The organism is Pseudomonas sp. LFM046 (genome assembly GCF_000949385.2).
Taxonomy (GTDB): Bacteria; Pseudomonadota; Gammaproteobacteria; order Pseudomonadales; family Pseudomonadaceae; genus Metapseudomonas.
Map to the genome: position 1 here is coordinate 4,269,430 of NZ_JYKO02000001.1, position 22,796 is coordinate 4,292,225.

The 22,796-nt window shown below is 63.0% G+C and carries 20 protein-coding genes and 3 tRNA genes; 2 read left to right on the plus strand and 21 right to left on the minus strand.

The window, feature by feature from the left end; translation table 11 throughout:
• The first annotated feature begins 143 nt into the window (after window positions 1-143).
• Window positions 144-470: an Arc family DNA-binding protein gene (locus tag TQ98_RS19635; protein ID WP_041770386.1), complete on the plus strand. Its 327-nt coding sequence runs from the start codon at window positions 144-146 to the stop codon at window positions 468-470.
• 118 nt (window positions 471-588) lie between these two features.
• On the opposite strand, the gene mgtE is transcribed toward TQ98_RS19635, so the two are convergent.
• On the minus strand, window positions 589-2,031 hold the full coding sequence (gene mgtE / locus TQ98_RS19640) for a magnesium transporter (protein WP_044870567.1): 1,443 nt from the start codon (window positions 2,029-2,031) through the stop codon (window positions 589-591).
• A 316-nt stretch (window positions 2,032-2,347) separates the two neighbouring features.
• Here mgtE and TQ98_RS19645 point away from each other — a divergent pair, with 316 nt between their 5' ends.
• Window positions 2,348-2,851: a DUF4124 domain-containing protein gene (locus TQ98_RS19645; RefSeq protein ID WP_044870568.1), complete on the plus strand. Its 504-nt coding sequence runs from the start codon at window positions 2,348-2,350 to the stop codon at window positions 2,849-2,851.
• A gap of 46 nt (window positions 2,852-2,897) precedes the next feature.
• Here the strand turns inward: TQ98_RS19645 and TQ98_RS19650 are convergent.
• From TQ98_RS19650 to TQ98_RS19745, 20 genes are all read right to left on the minus strand, one after another.
• Window positions 2,898-2,974 (minus strand) — tRNA-Arg (locus TQ98_RS19650).
• A gap of 71 nt (window positions 2,975-3,045) precedes the next feature.
• Window positions 3,046-3,122 (minus strand) — tRNA-Arg (locus tag TQ98_RS19655).
• 107 nt (window positions 3,123-3,229) lie between these two features.
• Window positions 3,230-3,320 (minus strand) — tRNA-Ser (locus tag TQ98_RS19660).
• 61 nt (window positions 3,321-3,381) lie between these two features.
• Complete coding sequence (gene csrA / locus TQ98_RS19665) at window positions 3,382-3,567, minus strand: carbon storage regulator CsrA (RefSeq protein ID WP_003283978.1); 186 nt, start codon at window positions 3,565-3,567, stop codon at window positions 3,382-3,384.
• 187 nt (window positions 3,568-3,754) lie between these two features.
• Window positions 3,755-4,990 (minus strand): aspartate kinase, encoded by a 1,236-nt coding sequence (locus TQ98_RS19670; protein ID WP_044870569.1) that lies wholly within the window; start codon window positions 4,988-4,990, stop codon window positions 3,755-3,757.
• Window positions 4,991-5,090: 100 nt separating this feature from the next.
• On the minus strand, window positions 5,091-7,715 hold the full coding sequence (alaS, locus tag TQ98_RS19675; protein WP_044870570.1) for an alanine--tRNA ligase: 2,625 nt from the start codon (window positions 7,713-7,715) through the stop codon (window positions 5,091-5,093).
• A gap of 265 nt (window positions 7,716-7,980) precedes the next feature.
• The gene (gene ltaE, locus TQ98_RS19680; protein WP_044870571.1) at window positions 7,981-8,985 is read right to left on the minus strand and encodes a low-specificity L-threonine aldolase; all 1,005 of its coding nucleotides are present in this window, start codon (window positions 8,983-8,985) and stop codon (window positions 7,981-7,983) included.
• A gap of 86 nt (window positions 8,986-9,071) precedes the next feature.
• Window positions 9,072-10,070, minus strand: coding sequence for a succinylglutamate desuccinylase (gene astE, locus TQ98_RS19685; protein ID WP_044870572.1), 999 nt, complete (start codon window positions 10,068-10,070; stop codon window positions 9,072-9,074).
• 9 nt (window positions 10,071-10,079) lie between these two features.
• Window positions 10,080-10,364, minus strand: a complete 285-nt coding sequence (locus TQ98_RS19690) for a hypothetical protein (RefSeq protein WP_044870573.1) — start codon at window positions 10,362-10,364, stop codon at window positions 10,080-10,082.
• A gap of 10 nt (window positions 10,365-10,374) precedes the next feature.
• The gene (gene astB, locus TQ98_RS19695; RefSeq protein ID WP_044870574.1) at window positions 10,375-11,721 is read right to left on the minus strand and encodes an N-succinylarginine dihydrolase; all 1,347 of its coding nucleotides are present in this window, start codon (window positions 11,719-11,721) and stop codon (window positions 10,375-10,377) included.
• Window positions 11,718-13,181: a succinylglutamate-semialdehyde dehydrogenase gene (gene astD / locus TQ98_RS19700; protein ID WP_044870575.1), complete on the minus strand. Its 1,464-nt coding sequence runs from the start codon at window positions 13,179-13,181 to the stop codon at window positions 11,718-11,720. The genes astB and astD overlap by 4 nt, the downstream gene beginning before the upstream one ends.
• Complete coding sequence (gene astA / locus TQ98_RS19705) at window positions 13,182-14,204, minus strand: arginine N-succinyltransferase (RefSeq protein ID WP_044870576.1); 1,023 nt, start codon at window positions 14,202-14,204, stop codon at window positions 13,182-13,184.
• Between the two features lie 108 nt (window positions 14,205-14,312).
• Window positions 14,313-15,329, minus strand: a complete 1,017-nt coding sequence (aruF, locus tag TQ98_RS19710; protein ID WP_044870577.1) for an arginine/ornithine succinyltransferase subunit alpha — start codon at window positions 15,327-15,329, stop codon at window positions 14,313-14,315.
• Between the two features lie 153 nt (window positions 15,330-15,482).
• On the minus strand, window positions 15,483-16,703 hold the full coding sequence (locus TQ98_RS19715; RefSeq protein ID WP_044870578.1) for an aspartate aminotransferase family protein: 1,221 nt from the start codon (window positions 16,701-16,703) through the stop codon (window positions 15,483-15,485).
• Window positions 16,704-17,073: 370 nt separating this feature from the next.
• Entirely contained in the window at window positions 17,074-18,060 is a 987-nt protein-coding gene (gene argR, locus TQ98_RS19720; RefSeq protein WP_044870579.1) for a transcriptional regulator ArgR, read from the minus strand.
• Between the two features lie 95 nt (window positions 18,061-18,155).
• Window positions 18,156-18,920, minus strand: coding sequence for an arginine/ornithine transport ATP-binding protein AotP (gene aotP, locus TQ98_RS19725; protein ID WP_044870580.1), 765 nt, complete (start codon window positions 18,918-18,920; stop codon window positions 18,156-18,158).
• A 19-nt stretch (window positions 18,921-18,939) separates the two neighbouring features.
• Complete coding sequence (locus tag TQ98_RS19730) at window positions 18,940-20,052, minus strand: succinylglutamate desuccinylase/aspartoacylase family protein (RefSeq protein WP_044870581.1); 1,113 nt, start codon at window positions 20,050-20,052, stop codon at window positions 18,940-18,942.
• Between the two features lie 4 nt (window positions 20,053-20,056).
• The gene (locus TQ98_RS19735; RefSeq protein ID WP_044870582.1) at window positions 20,057-20,755 is read right to left on the minus strand and encodes an ABC transporter permease; all 699 of its coding nucleotides are present in this window, start codon (window positions 20,753-20,755) and stop codon (window positions 20,057-20,059) included.
• On the minus strand, window positions 20,752-21,441 hold the full coding sequence (locus tag TQ98_RS19740) for an ABC transporter permease (RefSeq protein WP_044870583.1): 690 nt from the start codon (window positions 21,439-21,441) through the stop codon (window positions 20,752-20,754). The genes TQ98_RS19735 and TQ98_RS19740 overlap by 4 nt, the downstream gene beginning before the upstream one ends.
• Before the next feature lie 107 nt (window positions 21,442-21,548).
• Window positions 21,549-22,331 (minus strand): ABC transporter substrate-binding protein, encoded by a 783-nt coding sequence (locus TQ98_RS19745; RefSeq protein WP_044870584.1) that lies wholly within the window; start codon window positions 22,329-22,331, stop codon window positions 21,549-21,551.
• Window positions 22,332-22,796 lie beyond the last annotated feature (465 nt).

Genomic DNA, 22,796 nt, shown 5'->3' on the forward strand with positions numbered 1-22,796 from the left:
CAATGAACCGTTTTACTGACGTCAGGGTCATACCGATTCGAATCGCGAAACTGGTTGAACAATTGCTGCTAAGGACAGTCAAACCGGTGACAATCTTGCAGCTAATCGCCAGCATCGCTTTCCTGAACTAACCGGTTGAATGTATGCGCCCTATGAAACAGGCTATCTATTCCAGTCGCACGGCTGACAAATTCGTCGTTCGTCTCCCCGAGGGCATGCGCGAGCGCATTGCTGTCGTGGCCCGCAACCACCACCGCAGCATGAACTCCGAGATCATCGCCCGCCTCGAGCAGAGCATGCTCCAGGAAGGCGCGCTGGACGAAGGTGTTTCCATGCGTCTTGACAGCCCCGAGCTGACCCTGCACGAACGCGAGCTGCTGCAGCGCTTCCGTCAGCTGTCGCGTCGTCAGCAGAATGCCTTGGTGGCACTGATCGCCCACGATGCGGAACTGGCGGCCGAAGAGTCCTGAGGCCACCCCGCATCGAATGAAGAAGCCGGCAATTGCCGGTTTTTTCATGCCTCCAATTCACGCATACCGTGAAAACAAAGAAGCCGCCCCAAGGGCGGCTTCTTTGTTTTCGGCTGAATCAGAGCAGGAACAGCGTCGCCAGCCCCAGGAAGATGAAGAAGCCGCCGCTGTCGGTCATGGCGGTGATCATCACACTGGAGCCCATGGCCGGGTCGCGCCCCATGCGCGTCAGGGTCATGGGGATCAGCACGCCCATCAGCGCCGCCAGCAGCAGATTCAGGGTCATGGCTCCGGTCATCACCACCCCCAGCGACCAGCTTCCATAGAGGTAGTAGGCCACCAGACCGATGACCCCGCCCCAGATCAGGCCATTGATCAGCGCCACCCCGAGCTCCTTGCGCAGCAGGCGCGAGGTATTGCCGGGCCCCATCTGGTCCAGCGCCATGGCGCGAACGATCATGGTGATGGTCTGGTTGCCCGAATTGCCGCCGATACCGGCAACGATGGGCATCAGTGCCGCCAGGGCCACCAGCTTCTCGATGGAGCCTTCGAACAGGCCAATGACCCGCGAGGCGATGAAGGCGGTAATCAGGTTGACCGCCAGCCAGGCCCAGCGGTTGCCCACCGACTTCCAGACCGAGGCGAAGATGTCTTCTTCCTCCCGCAGACCGGCCATGCTGAGGACTTCGCTTTCGCTCTCCTCACGAATCAAGTCGACCATCTCGTCAATGGTCAGACGGCCAATCAGCTTGTCGTTCTTGTCCACCACGGGCGCCGAAACCAGGTCGTAACGCTCGAACGCCTGGGCGGCGTCGTAGCCATCCTCGTCCGGGTGGAAACTCACCGGGTCGGTAGCCATCACTTCGGCCACCAGCTTTTCCGGGTCGTTAACCAGCAGGCGCTTGATGGGCAGCACACCCTTGAGGACGCCGTCGTAATCCACCACGAAGAGCTTGTCGGTATGGCCGGGCAGCTCCTTGAGGCGACGCAGGTAACGCAACACCACTTCCAGGGTCACATCGTCGCGGATGGTGACCATCTCGAAGTCCATCAGCGCGCCGACCTGGTCTTCCTCATAGGACAGCACGGAGCGAACACGCTCGCGCTGCTGCGCATCGAGGGATTCCATCAGCTCGTGGATCACGTCCCGCGGCAGTTCCGGCGCGAGATCGGCCAGCTCGTCGGCATCCATTTCCTTGGCGGCGGCGAGCAGCTCGTGATCGTCCATGTCGGCGATCAGCGATTCCCGGACGGCATCGGATACTTCGAGGAGGATGTCGCCGTCGCGCTCCGCCTTGACCAGTTGCCAGACAGTCAGACGCTCGTTGAGCGGCAATGCTTCAAGGATGTGGGCGATGTCCGCCGGGTGCAGCTCGTCCAGCTTGCGCTGCAACTCGGCAAGGTTCTGTCGATGGACGAGATTTTCGACGAGGTCGTGGTGCTGGCCTTCCTGACGGTGCGTCAGGTTTTCCACCACCTTGTGGCGATGCAGCAGATCGATTACCTGGGCCAGACGGTCCTGCAGGCTCTCTTGCGGCTTTTTGGCTTCTACTTCAGTCATATAGCGCGCTCCACCCCCAGTGGCAGAGCACGCCGAAAGGAGGTCAGACAGTCATTTCGCGATTGTGCAATCGGGATTCTGAGTAACTACTGGGTAATTCCATGATGGTTGTCCGAATGCCCCGGCGGGGCTGACCGCGCAATCATAACACCGCCGATTAACTCCCGCTTTACAAAATCATGGACAGAACAATCGCTTGCATCGCAAAGCTGATTCTCCGTACGCACTGCTGCGACGTCGGCAAGCCGGTGTAGGACACCCGAGGATCCGAAAAGGCTCGGATACCATCGAGAGCCCAAGCCAAGGAGAAGGCGCCATGAAAAGACTCTCGATCTACCTGATCGCCGCCCTGCCCTGCTGCCTCGACACCTCAGCCAGAGCGGCTTCGGTCTATCGCTGCATCGATGCGCAAGGCAATGTCAGCTTCAACCAGCATGGTTGCCCGCCAGACAGTCAAGCCGAACAGCAACGCACCAGGACGCCAAATCTGCTCAGCAGCCCGCCGATCAAAGAGGAAACAGGGACGGAGTACTTTCCGATTCAGGATTGGGAAAGTCCTGAACGCATCAATGAAGTGGTCGTTGTTGGCGAGCGAGAAGCCGTCTGCGGCGACCTGATATCCCAACAGGAACGTCGCCAGGCCATCATTCGAAAGCAGGTTCGCAGTGGGATGACACGCGCGGACGTGGAAAGCGCACTGGGCAAGCCGGACAGAATAAGCAGCAGCAATGGCCAGGTCCGCTACCACTACAGGCCGAAGAAGGGCGCGAGCCACCAAGTCACGTTTGATGAGGAGGGATGCGTGAAGGGTGGGCGCTGAGAGCACAACAAAAAAAGGGCCTGCATTTCTGCAGGCCCTTTCGGTATGGCGCACTCGAGAGGATTCGAACCTCTGACCGCCCGGTTCGTAGCCGGGTACTCTATCCAGCTGAGCTACGAGTGCGTATCGGTGTTTTTAGACCAGATCACCGCTGGTTGCTTCAAGTTCCCGACGTTAACCGTGAACTTTGAATATGGCGCACTCAGGAGGATTCGAACCTCCGACCGCCCGGTTCGTAGCCGGGTACTCTATCCAGCTGAGCTATGAGTGCGTTGTGGGCGCGCATTATAGGGGAGTTTTCACTCTGGTCAACTACTTTTTCGAGAAGTTTCAGTAACTTATCGATCTAGCGCTGAACCGTCCTACAACACCAAATAATGGCGGAGAAGGGGGGATTCGAACCCCCGACACCCTTTTGAGGTGTACTCCCTTAGCAGGGGAGCGCCTTCGGCCACTCGGCCACCTCTCCGCAACACGGGGCGCATGATATCCATGTTTTCCCCGTTTGCAAAGCAAAAAATGCAGAAAAATTAGTGGCTTGGTTCCTGGTCTTTCTCTTTCTGGATGCGCTGGTAGATTTCTTCACGGTGCACGGCGACCTCCTTCGGGGCGTTAACGCCAATGCGCACCTGGTTACCTTTCACGCCTAACACAGTCACAGTGACATCGTCACCCACCATCAGGGTCTCTCCGACCCGGCGAGTCAGAATCAGCATTCCTTTCTCCTTACGGATTCGTTTCGGGACAACAGTCTGCAAAAAAGAAATGGTTACGGCCCCGACACGGAATCACCGCTGGAGCTTACACCCAAGTATTGACCAGCCCCGGCAAAAGGAAAGTTCCGCCGGCAGCGGCCGAAAACGACAAAAGGCGCGGGGTAAGCCGCGCCTTTTGTTTATAGCCTTACTCGCCCTGTCGGGTCGGGGCGTCCAGCTCGAAGGCAGTGTGCAGGGCACGGACCGCCAACTCCAGGTACTTCTCTTCGATGACCACGGAAACCTTGATTTCCGAGGTAGAGATCATCTGGATATTGATGGTTTCCTTGGCCAGCGCCTCGAACATGCGGCTGGCGACGCCAGCGTGGGAGCGCATGCCGACGCCGACGATGGAGACCTTGGCGATCTTGGTGTCGCCGATCACTTCGCGAGCGCCGATTTCGCTGGCGGTCTGCTCCAGCACGCGCAGAGCATTCTGGTAGTCGTTGCGGTGCACGGTGAAGGTGAAGTCGGTGGTGTTATCGTGCGCCACGTTCTGCACGATCATGTCCACTTCGATGTTGGCGGCACTGATCGGGCCCAGGATCTTGAAGGCCACGCCGGGGATGTCCGGCACGCCACGGATGGTCAGCTTGGCTTCGTCGCGATTGAAGGCGATGCCGGAGATGATCGGCTGTTCCATGGATTCCTCTTCATCAAGGGTAATGAGGGTGCCCGGACCCTCCTGGAAGCTGTGCAGCACGCGCAGCGGGACATTGTATTTACCGGCGAATTCCACCGAGCGGATCTGCAGCACCTTGGAGCCGAGGCTGGCCATTTCCAGCATCTCTTCGAAGGTGATCTTGTCCAGACGCTGAGCCTGGGGCACAACGCGCGGGTCGGTGGTGTAGACGCCGTCCACATCGGTGTAGATCTGGCATTCGTCGGCCTTCAGGGCCGCAGCCAGGGCCACACCAGTGGTGTCGGAGCCGCCACGGCCGAGGGTGGTGATGTTGCCGTGCTCATCCACGCCCTGGAAGCCGGCAACCACAACTACGCGACCGGCCTTGAGGTCGGCGCGAATCTTGTGGTCGTCGATCTGCAGGATGCGCGCCTTGTTGTGAGCGCTGTCGGTGAGGATGCGCACCTGATTGCCGGTATAGGAGACCGCCGGCACGCCGCGCTTGATCAGCGCCATGGACAGCAGGGCGATGGTAACCTGCTCGCCGGTGGAGACCATCACGTCCAGTTCGCGCGGTACCGGCTGCTCGCTGATCTGTTTGGCCAGATCGATCAGGCGGTTGGTTTCACCGCTCATGGCGGAAACCACGACCACGATGTCATCGCCGCCTTCGCGGAACTTCTTCACCTTCTCGGCCACCTGCTCGATGCGCTCGACAGTGCCGACCGAGGTCCCCCCAAACTTCTGTACGATCAAAGCCATTTCAAAAGCCGCCTAATCCCGTGAAGGGCGCCCATTAAACAATCAACGCAGAACACTGCCAAGGCCCGCCGGGCGTGGGGCGGGCCATTGGCGGCGGGCCTTAGAGGCCCTGCTCGACGAACGGTGCTGCAAGGGCCAGGGCCTGCTCCAGGGCCGCAGCGTCGGTACCACCGCCACGGGCCATGTCAGGGCGGCCACCGCCCTTGCCGCCGACCGCCGCCGCGGCCTGCTTCATCAAATCGCCGGCTTTGAGTTGGCCGGTCAGGTCCTGGGTGACGCCGGCGACCAGTGTCACCTTGCCCTCCAGCGCACCGCCGAGCAGGATCACTGCGCGGCCGAGCTTGTTCTTCAGTTGGTCGACCAGCGCCAGCAGCGCGTCGCCATCCAGTCCGTCCAGACGCGCAGCCAGGACCTTCACGCCTTTCACCTCGATGGCGGACGCGGCAAGGTCGTCACCAGCGGCACTTGCCGCCTTGGCCTTGAGCTGCTCCAGCTCCTTCTCGAGCTGGCGATTGCGGTCCAGCAGCGCGGACAGTTTGTCCAGCAGGTTGTCGCGGCTGCCTTTCACCAGCACCGCGGCTTCCTTGAGTTGTTCTTCGGCGCCGTTCAGATAGGCCAGCGCGGCCGAACCGGTCACCGCCTCGATACGACGCACGCCGGCGGCCACGCCACCTTCGCTGACGATCTTGAACAGGCCGATGTCACCGGTGCGGGAGACGTGAGTACCGCCGCAGAGTTCGACGGAGAAGCCGCCGCCCATGGTCAGCACGCGCACCTTCTCACCGTACTTCTCGCCGAACAGCGCCGTGGCGCCCTTGGCCTTGGCGGTATCGATGTCGGTCTCTTCGGTCTCGACTTCGCTGTTCTTGCGGATTTCGGCGTTGACGATGTCTTCCAGGGCCTTCAGCTGCTCGGGCTTGATGGACTCGAAGTGGCTGAAGTCGAAGCGCAGGCGCTGGCTGTCCACCAGGGAGCCTTTCTGTTGTACGTGGTCGCCCAGCACCTGGCGCAGGGCCGCGTGCAGCAGGTGGGTGGCCGAGTGGTTCAGGGCGGTGGCCTGACGTACGGTGGCGTCGATCTGAGCGGTCACGCTGGCACCCACACGCAGGCTGCCGTGATCGACCACGCCATGGTGCAGGAAGGCGCCACCGGCCTTGGTGGTGTCACGCACGTCGAAACGCACGCCCTGGGCAGCGATGAAGCCGCAGTCGCCGATCTGACCGCCGGATTCGGCATAGAACGGAGTGCTGTCCAGGACCAGGACGCCCTCCTCGCCTTCGCCCAGTTGCTCGACGGCCTGGCCGTCCTTGAACAGGGCAATCACCTTGCCTTCGCCGGAGGTGCAGACGTAGCCGGTGAAGTCAGTGTCGGCATCCACCTTGACCAAGGCGTTGTAGTCCATGCCGAAGGAGCTGGAAGCACGGGCGCGCTCGCGCTGGGCCTCCATCTCGCGCTCAAAGCCGGCTTCGTCGATGGTGAAGCCGCGCTCACGGGCGATGTCGCCGGTCAGGTCGACAGGGAAACCGTAGGTGTCATACAGCTTGAACAGGGTTTCGCCCGGAATCATCTTGCCCTTCAGGCCCACCAGATCCTGCTCGAGGATCTTCAGGCCCTGCTCCAGGGTCTTGGCGAACTGCTCTTCCTCGGTCTTCAGAATACGCTCGATGTGCGCCTGCTGCTGCTTGAGCTCCGGATAGGCTTCGCCCATCTCGGCGACCAGGGCGGCGACGATCTTGTGGAAGAAGCTGCCCGTGGCGCCCAGCTTGTTACCGTGGCGGCAGGCACGACGGATGATGCGGCGCAGCACATAGCCACGACCTTCGTTGGACGGCAGCACGCCGTCAGCGATGAGGAAGCTGCAGGAGCGGATGTGGTCAGCCACCACCTTCAGCGACGGGGCGTCGTCATTGGCACAGCCAATGGCCTCGGCCGCGGCCTTCAGCAGATTCTGGAACAGATCGATCTCGTAGTTGGAGTGCACGTGCTGCAGCACGGCGCTGATACGCTCCAGGCCCATGCCGGTGTCCACGCTGGGCGCCGGCAGCGGGTGCATCACGCCGTCCGCAGTGCGGTTGAACTGCATGAACACGTTGTTCCAGATCTCGATGTAGCGGTCGCCGTCCTCTTCCGGGGAACCGGGCGGGCCACCCCAGATGTCCGGGCCGTGGTCGAAGAAGATCTCGGTGCAGGGACCGCACGGGCCGGTATCGCCCATCGCCCAGAAGTTGTCGGAAGCGTACGGGGCGCCCTTGTTATCGCCGATGCGCACCATGCGCTCTTCCGGCACGCCCACTTCCTTGGTCCAGATGTCGTAGGCCTCGTCATCGCTGGCATAGACGGTGACCCACAGCTTTTCCTTCGGCAGTTTCAGCCACTTGTCGCCGGTGAGGAATTCCCAGGCGTAATGGATGGCGTCGCGCTTGAAGTAATCGCCAAAGCTGAAGTTACCCAGCATTTCGAAGAAGGTGTGGTGACGCGCGGTGTAGCCGACGTTTTCCAGGTCGTTGTGCTTGCCGCCCGCACGCACGCATTTCTGGCTGGTGGTGGCACGGGTGTAAGCGCGCTTTTCCAGGCCGAGGAAGCAGTCCTTGAACTGGTTCATACCGGCGTTGGTGAACAGCAGGGTCGGGTCGTTGCCCGGAATCAGGGAGCTGGAAGCGACACGGGTATGCCCCTTCTCTTCGAAGAAGCTCAGGAAGGCTTCACGGATTTCTGCGCTTTTCATAGGTTCTTCCACGGAAACTGCGGCCACGACGGTGGGTGCTAATCGTTATCGGCGAAGGACGGCAAGCGGAAATTGGCAAGAAAGCAGCAGTTTTTCCGAGGAAATCCCGGTATTTCCCGCCTGTTCCCGACATTGCGCGCGAAACTCGCAGCCGTCTTGCGACGCGCATACGAATCACCGGCAAAGGGCCGCATTATATCGGCCCTGCGCCAGCGGGATAGTGCCTTTGTGCGATAGAGGCAGGCTATTTGTGCGCGGCAGCGACTCAGGACTGTCGGAAAGCGGCGAAAGCCTCGATCACACGGGGAATATCGGTGGCCCGGACGTCCAGATGGGTGACCAGACGAAGGCGTGCTGCGGGGCTCACGCGAATGCCACGCCCTGCGAGGAACTCACCAAGGGCTCGGGCCTTGTCGCCCATCTGCACATAGACCATGTTGGTCTGCACCGGTTCGATCCCATAGCCAAGCTCCTGCAGACCCGCGCCGAGGCGCTCTGCATTGGCATGGTCCTCGGCAAGGCGCTCCACCTGGTGATCCAGCGCATAAAGGCCCGCGGCCGCCAGGATGCCGGCCTGGCGCATGCCGCCGCCGACCATCTTGCGCAGACGCCGGGCCTTGGCGATCAGCGCCGCGCTGCCGCAGAGCACCGAGCCCACGGGCGCGCCCAGGCCCTTGGACAGGCACACCGACACCGAGTCGAAATGCCGGGTGATCTCGCGTGCATCCACGCCCAGCTTCACGGCCGCGTTGTACAAACGCGCACCATCCAGATGCAGCCCCAGGCCACGGCGGTGAGTCAGCTCGCGAGCGGCAGCCAGGTAGTCCAGTGGCAGCACCTTGCCCTGCATGGTGTTTTCCAGGGCCAGGAGACGGGTGCGGGCAAAATGGAAGTCGTCCTGCTTGATGGCGGCTTCCACCTTGCCGAGATCAAGGCTGCCGTCGGCTTCGCCCTCGATGGGCTGAGGCTGAATGGAACCCAGTACAGCTGCGCCGCCACCTTCGTACTTATAGGTGTGGGCCTGTTGCCCGACGATGTACTCGTCGCCCCGTTCGCAGTGGGCCATCAGGCCCAGCAGGTTGCTCATGGTGCCGGTAGGCACGAATAGCGCGGCGTCGAAGCCCAGACGCTCGGCCAGGCTGGCTTCCAGACGGTTTACCGTGGGGTCTTCGCCATAGACGTCGTCCCCCAGCTCGGCACGCAGCATGGCGTCCGTCATGCCGGCGGTGGGTTGGGTGACAGTGTCGCTGCGCAGGTCGATAAGGCTCATACCGGGCTCCTTGGATGGGCGAAGAGCCCGATCCTAAGGCCCTGCGCCGTTCGGGTACAGGTACAGAAAGCGGGAAAATCCGGCCGTCAGACCTCGGCGGGTACAACCAGGATGCCGGCACGCAGGCCGTTCTTCACCCTGGGATTGGGGAAGATGATGCGCGCGCCCTGCTCTTCCACCACCCAGCGGGTGCCGGCGATGTCTTCGGCCAGCAGGTAACCCACCGGTAGTTCGCTGAAATTCTCGATATCCGGAGCCAGGTGCAGCTGGAAGGATTCGCTGTGCTTGATGATCTCCCGGGATACCGAGAACAGCTGCAGCCCATTCAGGCTGCTGTCATCCAGTTCCGGCTCGCGGCCTTCGATCAGGCTATGCAGGCGGGCCTCCAGGCGGTCGAGGTTGACCTCCTGGTTGTTGCCAAAGGGCCGGGCCTTGCCCAGTTCCAGGGTGAAGGCTTCTGCATCCAGGCGGGAATAGGTGAAGGAGCTGAACGTGATACCGGTCTTGTTCTGCAGCAGCACGGCATCGATACCGGCTTCACGCAGGCGGGCCAGTTCCAGGCGTGAATGCTCGCGGCCTTCCACATAGGGGTAGAGGGCGAACTGTTCGATCTTCGAGCCACGGATCGCGGTATGCAGGTCGTAGTGCAGGCGCGCGCGATCGGGCTTGCTGAAGAATGCCGTGGCATAGCGCTCCAGTTCACCGGCGCGCATGGCCTCGAAGCCACTGGATTCGGCATGGCGACCGTTGAACAGGCGGTTGATGTCCTGCTCGACGAAGCGTTCGCCGCGGCGCATGGCCTCGGGATTGCCGAGCAGGAAGAGAATGCGGGCCCTCGGCTTGAGTTGACCACGGGCGATCGCCTGGACCAGGCGGTCCAGCAATTCGATGGGGGCGGTCTCGTTGCCGTGGACGCCGGCCGACAGCAGCAGGTCGAGCCCGCTGTCGTCGGCGGCGGGCGGCGTGACGTCGAGCGCCCCTTCGCCCAGCCAGTGCAGGCGCACGCCCCCGGATGTCAGCTGGATCTTCTCGGTCGGCTCACGGCCGGCGAGGGTCAGTTCGAGCAGTTTTCCGAGGGCTAGCATCCTGTTACCTCAATGATCGTGGTCGCAGTCGGGACCATGCACATGGTCGTCGTCGGCGTCGGCCGGTTCCATTTCCAGTTGCAGGCTGACCAGGTTGGTGGCCAGCGGGCGCAGCAGCAGGTTGGCGTACTCGGTATCGCCCTCCTCCACGTCCACGCCGATCAGCAGCTGGCCGTTGCCGGCCTGCTGGATCCACACTTCCTTGCCCTGCCAGACGACGGCGAACCGGGTGCAGGAGGTTTCGAGCTGGGTGCCGTCGGTATCTTCGAGGATGAGTTGCAGGGCGTCGGACATTTGATGACTCTCAGTTGAGCTGGAAGGGATAAACAGCGCCCAGTTTAAGGATCTGCGTCAGTTCATCCAATGCCGTCCGGCACTCCACCAGCAATTGCGGGTCGGCCAGGTCGGCTTCGCTCAGGCGGTCGCGGTAGTGCTTCTCGACCCAGGCGGACAGGGTGGCGTGGAGTTCCGGAGTGAGGATCACGCCCGGATTCACCGCCGCCAGCTCGTCTTCCTTCAGTGCCACACGCAGGCGCAGGCAGGCCGGCCCACCGCCGTTCTGCATGCTCTGCTTGAGGTCGAAGACCTTCACTTCGCGGATCGGCCCCTGACCAGCGGTCAGCTCGTTCAGGTAGTTCCAGACATTGGCGTTGGCACGGCACTCTTCCGGCACGATCAACAGCATGCTGCCGTCGTCGCGGCTGAGCAGTTGGCTGTTGAACAGGTAGGAACGCACCGCGTCCTCTACGGCCACCGCACTGCGCGGCACACGAACCGCGCTGAAGCGGCCGCCGCGCTTGCCCAGCTTGCTGTCCAGCTCGGCCAGCACCTTGTCGGTCTCGAGGAACGCATCCTCGTGGTAGAACAGCACCTCGCCGTTACCCACCGAAATCACGTCGTTGTGGAACACACCCTGATCGATCACCGCCGGGTTCTGCTGAGCGTAGACCACGCCATCGTCCCCCAGGCCATGCAGACGGGCCACCGCCTGGCAGGCTTCAAGGGTCTGACGGGCCGGGTAGCGCTGGGGCGACGGGAAACGGCTGTCGAACGCACTGCGGCCGAACACGAAGAATTCCACGCCGGCATCGCCGTAACCCTTGCAGAAACGGGTGTGGTTGGCCGCGCCTTCATCACCGAACTGGCCTACCGCCGGCAGCGCGGCGTGGTGGGCGAAGAACTTGTCGTTGGCGAACATCGCGCCCAGCACGCGGCTGGTGGTCGGGTGTTCGATCGAGCGGTGGAACTTGCAGTTCAGGTTGGCGGCCGTGAAGTGCACGCGCCCGTCCGCAGTGTCGGCACTGGGGCTGACGGTGCAGGAGTTGGCGGTCCACATGCTGGATGCGGAGCTGCAGGCGGCCAGCAGCGGCATGGCTTCCTTGGCGGCCTGGGCGATCACTTGGGCATCGGTGCCGGAGAAACCCAGGCTGCGCAGGGCGGCGACGTCCTGGCGTTCCTGCGGGGCGAACACCCCCTGCTTGAAGCCCATTTCCATCAGCGCCTTCATCTTGCCCAGGCCCTGAAGCGCGGCCTCCTTCGGGTTGGAGACCGCCTGGCTGTTGCTCTGCGAGGCGACGTTACCGTAGGACAGGCCACCGTAGTTATGGGTCGGGCCGACCAGTCCGTCGAAGTTCACTTCATAGGCTTTCACAGGCTGACTCCTGGGGTAAGGGTTGCAGGCAAGGCAAGGGTTTCGCTTTCCAGCGAGGCCACCGGGTAGGCGCAGTAGTCGGCGGCGTAGTAGGCGCTGGCGCGGTGGTTGCCGGAGGCGCCGACACCACCGAAGGGCGCGCTGCTGGCGGCGCCGGTCAGTTGCTTGTTCCAGTTGACGATGCCGGCACGGCTCTCGATGAGGAACTGCTGGTAGCGCTCGGCGGAATCCGACAGCAGGCCGGCAGCCAGGCCGTACTGGGTGGCGTTTGCTTCCGCGATGGCGGCGTCGAAGTCGGCGTAGCGGATCACCTGCAGCAGCGGGCCGAAGAACTCTTCGTCCGGGCGGCCGGTCACGGCGGTCACATCGAGGATACCGGGGGTCAGCAGCGCAGCGTTGGCCTGGGGCTGGGTCATGACCAACAGGGCCTTGGCGCCCTTGGCCAGCAATTGCTCCTGGGCCTGCATCAGGTGCTGCGCGGCGGCGAGCGAGACGACCGAGCCCATGAAGGGCGCGGGCTGGGCATCGAAGGCGCCAACCTTGATGCTGCCGGCCACGGTCACCAGGCGCGCCAGCAGGGCATCGCCCCAGGCGCCTTCAGGCACCAGTAGACGGCGCGCACAGGTGCAGCGCTGGCCGGCGGAAATGAAGGCCGACTGGATGATGGTGTAGACAGCGGCATCCACGTCCTTGACCTGATCCACCACCAGCGGGTTATTACCGCCCATTTCCAGGGCGAGAATCTTGTCCGGACGGCCGGCGAACTGCTGGTGCAGCAGGTTGCCGGTGCGGCTGGAACCAGTGAAGAACAGGCCATCGATACCCGGGTTGCCGGCCAGGGCAACGCCAGTCTCACGGGCACCCTGCACCAGATTGAGCACACCGGCCGGCAGGCCTGCCTCGACCCAGCACTTCACCGTCAGCTCGGCGACCTTGGGGGTCAGTTCGCTGGGTTTGAAGATCACCGCATTACCGGCCAGCAGCGCCGGCACGATGTGGCCGTTGGGCAGGTGGCCAGGGAAGTTGTAGGGACCGAATACCGCCACCACGCCGTGGGGCTTGTGGCGCAGGACCGCCGTGGCGTCGGCCAGGGGGCCGCTCTTCTCGCCGGTACGCTCGCGGTAGCTCTGAATGGAGATCGCGACCTTGTTGACCATGCTGGTCACTTCGGTGGCCGACTCCCACAGCGGCTTGCCGGTTTCCTCGCCAATGCAGCGAGCCAGTTCGTCGGCATGGCTGCGCAAGGTCGCGGCGAACTGTTCGAGGATGCCGATGCGCTCTTCCAGCGGGCGGCGGGCCCAGGCCGGGAAGGCGGCGCGGGCGGCCTTGACGGCTTCGTCCACCTGGGCGGCGTTGGCGCCCCGGCCGGACCAGACGACCGCCTGGGTCACCGGGTTCAGCGAATCGAAGGCTTCGCCCTGCCCTGCCTGCCAGTTACCGGCGATGAAATGGGTGCTCATTTATACGGACTCCTTGGCCGACAGCGGCACGGCGCGCACGGAGGCGCCGGCGGAGAGTTTCAGGCGTTTGGCCGTCAGCGCGTCCACCACCAGGGTGCCAGCCGCCAGGCGGGCCGGCGCGGCGGTGATGCGGCAGTCTTCGCGCTTGCGGTTGTGGATCAGGAACGGCGTAGCGTCGTCACCCGGGGTGCCGACCGCCAAAACCAGGGTCTGGCTGTCGCGCACGGCGCGGATCTTCGACGTCTCGCATTCGATGGCCGGGCCGGCGTCGAAAATGTCGACATAACCCTGGTAGCTGAAGCCTTCACCCTTGAGCATGGCCAGCGCCGGCTCGGTATCGGGGTGGACGCGCCCGATGGTGTTGCGGGCGGCCTCCGACAGGAAGCAGGTGTACAGCGGGAACTTGGGCATCAGTTCGGCGATGAACGCCTTGTTGCCGACGCCGGTGAGGTAGTCCGCACGGGAGAATTCCATCTTGAAGAAATGCCGGCCGAGGCTTTCCCAGAAGGGGGATACGCCGTCCTTGTCGGACATGCCGCGCATTTCGGCGATCACCTTGTCACCGAAGAGTTCGGGGAACTCGGCGATGAACAGGAAACGCGCCTTGGACAGCAGCCGGCCGTTCAGGCCGCTGCGATGGCCGGAATGGAGGAACAGCGAGCAGAGCTCGGAGTTGCCAGTCAGGTCGTTCGCCAGGAACAGCGTGGGGATCTGGCGGTGGATGTGCAGCTCCTGGGAGGCGCTGACGGTCAGGCCGACCCGGTAGTTGTACCAGGGCTCACGCAGACCCACGGCGCCGGCTACGGCAGAAATGCCGACGACGGAGCCATCGTCATCCTCAAGGACGAACAGGTAGTCCGCGTCGGCGCGCTCGGCCTCGCCACGGAATGCCTTCTCCGCCCAGCCCACTCGATGCGACAGACGCGCCTCGTTGGCCGGCAGCGTGGTCAGACCTGCTCCGGTGCTGCGTGCCAGGTCGATCAGGGCCGATAAATCGGCGCTGCGTACGGGACGAACGATCATGGATCCTCCGGATCAGTTGCGTGCGGCAGTCGGCGCGCCTCGCTGGAGAGGCCGCCACCTTTGCCGCTGGAACTTGCCGCTTGAAGCCTGCAGCTTGTGGCTTGTGTTTTAAACCGCGACCAGGCGGACGCTGGCGCCTTCGCCGACACCCAGGGCTTCGGCGGCTTCTTCACTCAGTACCACGGGCTTGCCGGGCACCCAGTCGAGTTCGGCGACGATGGCACGGAAATCCTGCAGTTGGCCGTTGCACACCAGGTACTGCCGACCGCCCTTGCCCTGCTCGCCCACTTTCACCGGCACCATGCGGCTCTGGGCAATGGAGCGGATGCTCGAAGTCCGGGCGTGGAGGGTCGGGCCGCCATCGAAGATGTCGATGTAGTTGTCGGTTTCGAAGCCTTCGCGCATCAGGATGTCGAAGGTGATCTGCGCCCGTGGGTGCACCTGCCCCATGGATTCCTGGGCCTCGTCCGGCAGCAGCGGCACGTAGATCGGGTAGTGCGGCATCAGCTCGGCGAGGAAGGTGCGGCTCTTCAGGCCGGACAGGCGCTCGGCCTCGGTGTAGTTGAGGTCGAAGAAGTTGCGACCCACAGCGTCCCAGAACGGGGACTCGCCCTGCTCGTCGCTGTAGCCCACGATCTCCACCACCACCGCATCGGCGAAACGCTCCGGGTGGCTGGCCATGAACAGCAGGCGGCCACGGGAGTTCAGCTCGGAGATCGGGGTGTTCACCAGGTCGCGCTCGACGTAAAAGCTGGTGAGCAGGCTGTTGCCGGTCAGGTCGTGGCAGAGCGACAGGACGTGGATCTTGTTGTGGATCTTCAGTTCCCGCGAGGCATGCACGAAGGTTTCGTTGCGGAAGCTGTAGAAGGGTTCGGAGAAGCCGGCGGAAGCGACGATCGCCGAGCAGCCGGCGAGGCGGCCGGTCTGGCTGTCTTCGAGGACGAAGAAGTAGCTTTCCTCACCGTTGAAACTGACTTCGGCGGAGAACGATGCCTCGGAGGCGGCGATCTTCTCACCCAGGACCTCGGCGTCATCCGGCAACGAAGTGACACCCACGGGGCTATCCGCAGCCAGACGCTGGACTTCAGCGAGGTCGGCCATTTGCGCGGGGCGCATCACCAGCATTGGGGGTCACTCCTTTTCTTGTTAAAGGCTCCAGACGGTCAACTCGAACCGTCCGGAGAAAGCAGGGCCCCTATGGCCCACGCTCACGCATGAATCTGTTCCGTCCCTGGGTTGTACGCGCAGCGCGTCCCTGCGCTGCGTACAGCAGTCGCGTTAAGCCTGGGTCAGCTTGGCGATGGCGCGCTCGAAGCGGTCCAGGCCCTCGTCGATGTCCGCATCCGGGATCACCAGGCTGGGGGCGAAGCGAACCACGTCCGGGCTGGCCTGCAGCACCATGACGGCTTCCTTCTCGGCGGCGTTCAGCACATCTTTGGCCTTGCCCTTCCAGGCATCGGTCAGGACGGCACCGATCAGCAGGCCCAGGCCACGAACTTCGGTGAAGATGCCGTACTTGGCGCCGATGGCTTCGAGGCGGGTCTTGAAGCGGTCGTGCTTGGTGTTGATGCCGTTCAGCACGTCCGGCGTGTTGATCACGTCCAGCACGGCTTCAGCCACGGCGCAGGCCAGGGGGTTGCCGCCGTAGGTCGTGCCGTGGGTGCCCACGGAGAGATGCTTGGCGATCTCGCTGGTGGTCAGCATGGCGCCGATGGGGAAACCACCCCCCAGGCTCTTGGCGCTGGAGAGGATGTCGGGGGTCACGCCGTAATGCTGGTAGGCGAACAGGTGGCCGCTACGGCCCATGCCGCTCTGTACTTCGTCGAAGATCAGCAGCGCGTTGTGCTCGTCGCACAGCTTGCGCGCGCCTTCCAGGTAAGCCTTCTGGGCCGGCAGCACGCCGCCCTCACCTTGCACGGGCTCGAGAACCACGGCACAGGTCTTGTCGGAGATGGCCGCCTTCAGGGCTTCCAGGTCGTTGAAGGGCACGTGGGTGATGCCTTCCATCTTTGGACCGAAGCCGTCGGAGTACTTCGGCTGGCCGCCGACGGTCACGGTGAACAGGGTGCGACCATGGAAGCTGTTGGTAGCCGAGATGATCTCGTGCTTCTGCGGACCATAGACGTCATGGGCATAACGACGGGCCAGCTTGAATGCCGCTTCGTTGGCCTCGGCACCGGAGTTGGCGAGGAACACGCGCTCGGCGAAGGTGGCAGCCACCAGCTTCTTGGCCAGGCGCAGGGCCGGCTCGTTAGTGAAGACGTTGGAAACGTGCCAGATCTTGTTGGCCTGCTCGGTCAGCGCATTGACCAGCGCCGGGTGTGCATGACCCAGGGAGTTGACCGCAATGCCGCCGGCAAAATCGATCAGCTCGCGACCGGACTGGTCCCAGACCCGGGAACCCTGGCCACGCACCGGGATGAAAGCGGCGGGGGCATAGTTGGGAACCATCACCTTGTCGAAATCGGCGCGCTCGACCTGCGCATGCTCAACGGACATCAGTTTCTCCTGCCATGAACGGCTAGTGATGAAAGGATTGTAGGGACTGAATCGGGGTTGGCATTGCCGCCATGCGACAACTTCTTACAGCGCCAACCCCGCGAAAACCGGCGCTTACGGAAATGCGACAGAAAGCGTCGGGAAGGCGCAGTTTAAACGCTGATCGCCACTGCTACGCACCGACCGGGAAATTTTCTCCACGGGGTGACTGGTGAGTATCAATCAAGGAGGGGACGGAAAATCTGTGGGGGCGAATTCATTCGCCAAGCAGGCCGCAGGCCTGCCCTACCGGACCGCAGGGGGCAGCGTTGCTGCCCTTGGCGAATGAATTCGCCCCTACAAGAGAATGAAGAGGGGTAAGCGAGAGGGATCAGGTCCGCTCGGCCACGGGAGCCGGCTGCGAAGCCTCGAAGGGGCTGGTGCCGCGGCGCTGGTTGCGGTCTTCGCGGGGAGTGACGCCGAAGAAGTTGCGGTAGGCGCTGGAGAAGTGCGGGCCGGAGGAGAAGCCGCAGGACAGGCCGATCTGGATGATGGACTTGCTGGTCTGCATCAGCATCTGCCGCGCCTTGTTCAGACGCAGTTCCAGGTAGTACTGGCTGGGTACGCGATTGAGGTACTGCTTGAAGATGCGCTCCAGCTGGCGACGGGACACACAGACATGCTGCGCGATCTCGTCGGTGGTCAGCGGCTCTTCGATATTGGCTTCCATCAGCAGCACGGCCTGGGTCAGCTTCGGATGGCTGGAGCCGAGGCGATTCTGCAGCGGGATGCGCTGACGTTCGCCGCCTTCGCGGATGCGCTCCACCACCAATTCTTCGGATACCGCACCGGCCAGTTCAGCGCCATGGTCGCGCGCCAGCACCGCCAGCAGCAGGTCCAGCACCGCCAGCCCGCCACACGCAGTGAGGCGATCACGGTCCCAGTCGAACAGGTGGCTGGTGGCGATCACCTTGGGGAAGCGTTCGGCGAAGTCGTCCTGCCAGCGCCAGTGCACCGCCGTGCGGTAGCCGTCCAGCAAGCCGAGCTGCGCCAGCGGATACACACCGGCGGAAAGGCCGCCGACCACGCAGCCGGCACGCACCAGCTGCTTGATGGCCGCCGACAGCGCCGGGGACATCTGCGCGGGCGGCTCGTCGGCCACCAGGAACAGGCGCTGCAAGCCGTCCAGCTTGCCGGTCCAGCCCTCGCCCGGCAGGCGCCAGCCGCCCTCCGCAGCCGGTTCGGCATGCAGGAAAGACATCTCGTAAACCACTTCCGGATGGAGTCGCTGGGCTACGCGCAGGGCTTCCTCGGCAAGCGCCAGGGTCAGCGCCTTGGTACCAGGCCAGAGGAGAAAAGCGATTCGATGGGCAGTCATGGCAGGCAGCTTAGCAGACCCCGGCAAAAGGAAAGGAAAGAGGTGAAGACTGGCTTCGAAGCAGCGCGGCGGCCCTGGGGCCGCCGCGCTGGACATCACTTCAGGCTGCCAGAGAGGAACTGCTTGAGGCGGTCGGACTGCGGATTGGCCAGCACGTCTTTCGGGCAACCACGCTCTTCCACCAGGCCTTTGTGCAGGAACACCAACTGGTTGGACACCTCGCGGGCGAAGCCCATTTCGTGGGTGACCACCACCATGGTACGGCCTTCCACCGCCAGATCCTTCATTACTTTGAGCACTTCACCCACCAGCTCCGGGTCCAGGGCGGAAGTGGGTTCGTCGAACAGCATCACCTCCGGTTCCATGGCCAGGGCACGGGCGATGGCCACGCGCTGCTGCTCGCCGCCGGACATGTGCGCCGGATAGGCGTCCTTGCGATGGGCCACGCCCACCTTGGCCAGGTAATGCTCGGCCTTTTCGATGGCTTCCTTCTTCGGCACGCCGAGGACATGCACCGGCGCTTCGATCACGTTCTCCAGGGCGCTCATGTGCGACCACAGGTTGAAGTGTTGGAACACCATGGCCAGACGCGAGCGCATGCGCTGCAGCTGCTTGGGATCGGCCGCTTTGAGGCCGCCGTCCTTGTTGGCCACCAGCTTCAGTTCCTCGCCATTGAGGAGGATCTTGCCGCCGTGGGGCTGCTCCAGCATGTTGATGCAGCGCAGGAAGGTACTTTTGCCCGAGCCGCTCGAGCCGATGATGCTGATGACGTCGCCAGCCTTGGCCGCCAGGGACACGCCCTTGAGCACTTCGTGGCTGCCATAGCGCTTGTGCAGATCTTGGACTTCCAGTTTGTACATGGTCTCGGTCTCGTTTGGCTCAGTCGCTCAGCAGGCGTCCCTGACGAATGGGTTCACGGCCGGCCACCTTGGCCAACCACAGTCCAGGTTGCGCGAAACGCATCCGCTCGCGCGCGAACAACACTCCGTCTACCGAAGCGCACACCACGGCGTGACGGTCTTCCAGCGGATCGATCACTTCGAACAGCGGGTCGCCCGCCTTCACGTTCGCCCCGGCGGGCTGCAGGAAACTCACCACACCGGCGTGGGGCGCGTAGAGATATTCGGCGCCCTCGAAGGGGGTGGCCTCACAACAGGCTTGCGGCGCGACCGGCCACTGACCGGTAATCAGCCCCTGGTCGGCGAGGAAGGCCAGGATGGCTTCGGTACGCGCCTCGGCCAGCGGCTTGTCGGTATCCGCCATGCTGCCCAGCTCGACGGTGGTCGCCATGCAGGCCAGCGGAATCGCCGCACCGGGGAAACGCTGGGCCAGGCGCAGCCAGGGCAGCGAACAGGATTCGTCGAAGGAACTGCCGCCGGAGTCTTCGGCGGTCAGCACGGCGCCCGCCTCCAGGCGCGCCGCCAGCGGACGCAGTTCGCTCCAGTGTTGCGGCATGCAGTACAGATGCACCGCGGCTTCGAAGTCGCAATGCAGGTCCAGCACCAGGTCGGCGTCGCAGGCATGCTGCAGCAACAGGCGCTGCAGGCCGGCCAGCTCGGAACCGGCCGGCGGCAGTGCAGCGAGTGCCTCGATCATGGCTTGGCGAATCAGCGCCACATTGGCGGTGGCATCGGCCTCCAAGCGACCGTCCAGGCGATCACCCACCAGGCGGGCCAGGTCGGCGAAGTCGCGATTGAAGTTCTTGCCGCTGCCCAGCTCGAAGCGCCCCTGTTGGGTGGCCTGAATGAGCTGGCCGAGACCAACAGGGTTGGCCACCGGCACCAGTTCGATCACACCGGTCAGACGGCCCTGCCCTTCCAACTCGCGCAGGCGGCGCTTGAGCTCCACCGCCACCCGCATCCCCGGCAGCTCATCAGCGTGCAGCGAGGCCTGGATATAGGCCTTGCGCGCGCCGCTGCCGAAACGGAAGACCGTCAGTTGGCGGCGGGTCCCCAGGCAACTCCAGGGCAGTTCATGGTCGATACGTTGCATGACATCAGGCCTTGCGCGGGGCCAGGTAGGCCAGGTAACGACGCTCGGCGGCCTTGAACAGGCGCACCAGGATGAAGGTCAGGCTCAGGTAGAACAGGCCGGCGGTGATGAAGGCCTCGAACGGCAGGTAGAACTGCGAGTTCACGGTGCGTGCCGCGCCGGTGATGTCGATCAGGGTGACGATGGACGCCAGGCTGGTGGTGTGCAGCATCATGATGACTTCGTTGCTGTACTGCGGCAGCGCACGACGCAATGCCGACGGCAGCAGGATCCGGCGGTACAGCTTGGCGCGGGACATGCCCATGGCCTTGGCCGCCTCGATCTCGCCGTGGGGCGTGGCCTTGATGCTGCCGGCGAGGATTTCCGCAGTGTAGGCGCTGGTGTTGACGGCAAAGGCCAGGCAAGCGCAGAAGGTCGCGTTGGACAGGTAGGGCCAGAACGCGCTCTCGCGCACGGACTCGAACTGGGCCAGGCCGTAATAGATGAGGAACAGCTGCACCAGCATCGGGGTGCCGCGGATCACATAGGTGTAGAGCCAGGCCGGGAAGTTCACCCAGGGCTGCTTGGATACCCGCATCAGCGCCAGCGGCACGGCAGCCGCAAGGCCGAGTGCCAGGGAGATGGCCAGGAGCTTGAGGGTCACCAGCACGCCGCCGAAGTAGAGCGGCAGGCTCTCCCAGATCACGTTGTAGTCGAAGATCATAGTTCAGCCGCCTTGATGCCAGCGGAGTAGCGACGCTCCATGTAGCGCAGGGCCAGCAGGGAAACGCTGGTCAGCACCAGGTACAGCGCGGCAACCGCGAGGTAGAAGGTGAAGGGTTCACGGGTCGCATCCGCTGCGCTCTTGGCCTTGAACATCATGTCCTGCAGACCGACCACCGAAATCAGCGCGGTAGCCTTGGTCATGACCAGCCAGTTGTTGGTGAAGCCCGGAATCGCCAGGCGAATCATTTGCGGCACCAGGATGCGGAAGAACACCTTGGGCCCGCTCATGCCGTAGGCCAGGCCGGCCTCACCCTGCCCTTTCGGGATCGCCATGAAGGCGCCCCGGAAGGTTTCCGAGAGGTAGGCACCGAAGATGAAGCCCAGGGTGAAGACACCGGACCAGAAGGGGTCCAGATCGATGTAGTCCTCGTAGCCGACCATGGGCGCCACGACGTTCACCAGCTGCTGGCCGCCGTAGAAGATCAGGAGAATCAGCACCAGATCGGGAATGCCGCGGATCACCGTGGCGTAGGTTTCACCCATCAGGGCCAGCCACTTGATCGGCGAAAGGCGGAAGGCCGCGCCGATCAGGCCAAGCACTATCGCCATGGAGATGGAAGACAGGGCCAGCAGCAGGGTGAGCCAGGCACCATCGAGAATGGTCGAGCCGTAGCCGTTGAGCATGATCAGATCCTCATGCAGCGCGCCGGAATAGTCCGGGCGGCACCGCCACAACGAAAAAGTGGCACAAACCGCTATGTGAAGTTTGTGCCACTTTCAGGGAAATGCGATTACTCGCCGTAGACGTCGAACTTGAAGTACTTGTCCTGCACATCCTTGTACTTGCCGTTGGCACGGATGGCGGCAATGGCATTGTTGATCTTCTCGGCCAGGGCCTTGTCACCCTTGCGCACCGCGATGCCGGCACCTTCGCCGAAGTACTTCTTCTCGTTGAAGTCCGGACCCACCAGGGCAAAGCCCTTGCCGGCGTCGGTCTTGAGGAAGCCGTCGTCGATGTTGACCACATCCGCCAGGGTGGCGTCGAGACGGCCGGCGGTCATGTCCAGGAAAATCTCGTTCTGGGAGCTGTAGCGCACCACTTCAACACCCGCCGGAGCGAAAACGTCGGTGGCGTAGCGGTCATAGATGGAGGCGCGCTGCACGCCAACTTTCTTGCCCTTGAGGTCGGTCAGCGGGTCGTTGATGACAGTGCCTTCCTTCATCGCGAGACGCGCGGGGGTGTGGTAGTACTTGTTGGTGAAGTCGACCGACTTCAGGCGCTCTTCGGTGATGGTCATGGACGACAGCACGGCGTCGAACTTGCGCACTTTCAGAGCCGGGATCAGGCCGTCGAATTCCTGCTCGATCCACTGGCACTTGACCTTCATCTCGTCGCACAGGGCATTACCGATGTCGTAGTCGAAGCCGGTGATCTTGCCTTCCGGAGTCTTGTAGGCAAAGGGCGGGTAGGCTGCTTCGATACCAATGCGCAGAGGCTTGGCGTCGTCCGCCATGGCGGCCAGCGGCGACAACAGGGACAGCGCCATGGCGCCGAGAAGTGCAATCTTTTTCATGTTATGACTCCTTCAAAGGGGGATGGCTTCTGTTGGCAGCGTGAGATTTCGCCCAGACGGTCCACGAATTGTAGAAAGAGTCGTCGTCTTTGCTGGCTGAAGGCCCTAAGCAAAAGGCTCCGACTGGGTGTGCGGCATTCTAGCCACAGCCCTTAAGTCGATATTTCTTCAATGCGACAACAAATTACAGAAGCGCCGGAGCGGGGGAGAAAGAGGATTGACAGGCACAGGGAAAAGTGCCGGGAAAGCAGGTTTCAAAACCTAGATTAAAGGCAATTATCAGGCCACAAAATCAAGAACCCTGATACTTCGGGCATCACAGCATTTTGACTTGCTGAGCACAGCCGGAAAAATGCTCTGAATCAGCCTCGGCCGTTCCCGATGGAACCAGGTTGGCGTCAGGCGTAACGAACACTGTTACCACAATGCCCCTCCCTTGCTGAAAATCCGATATCCAATCGGCAT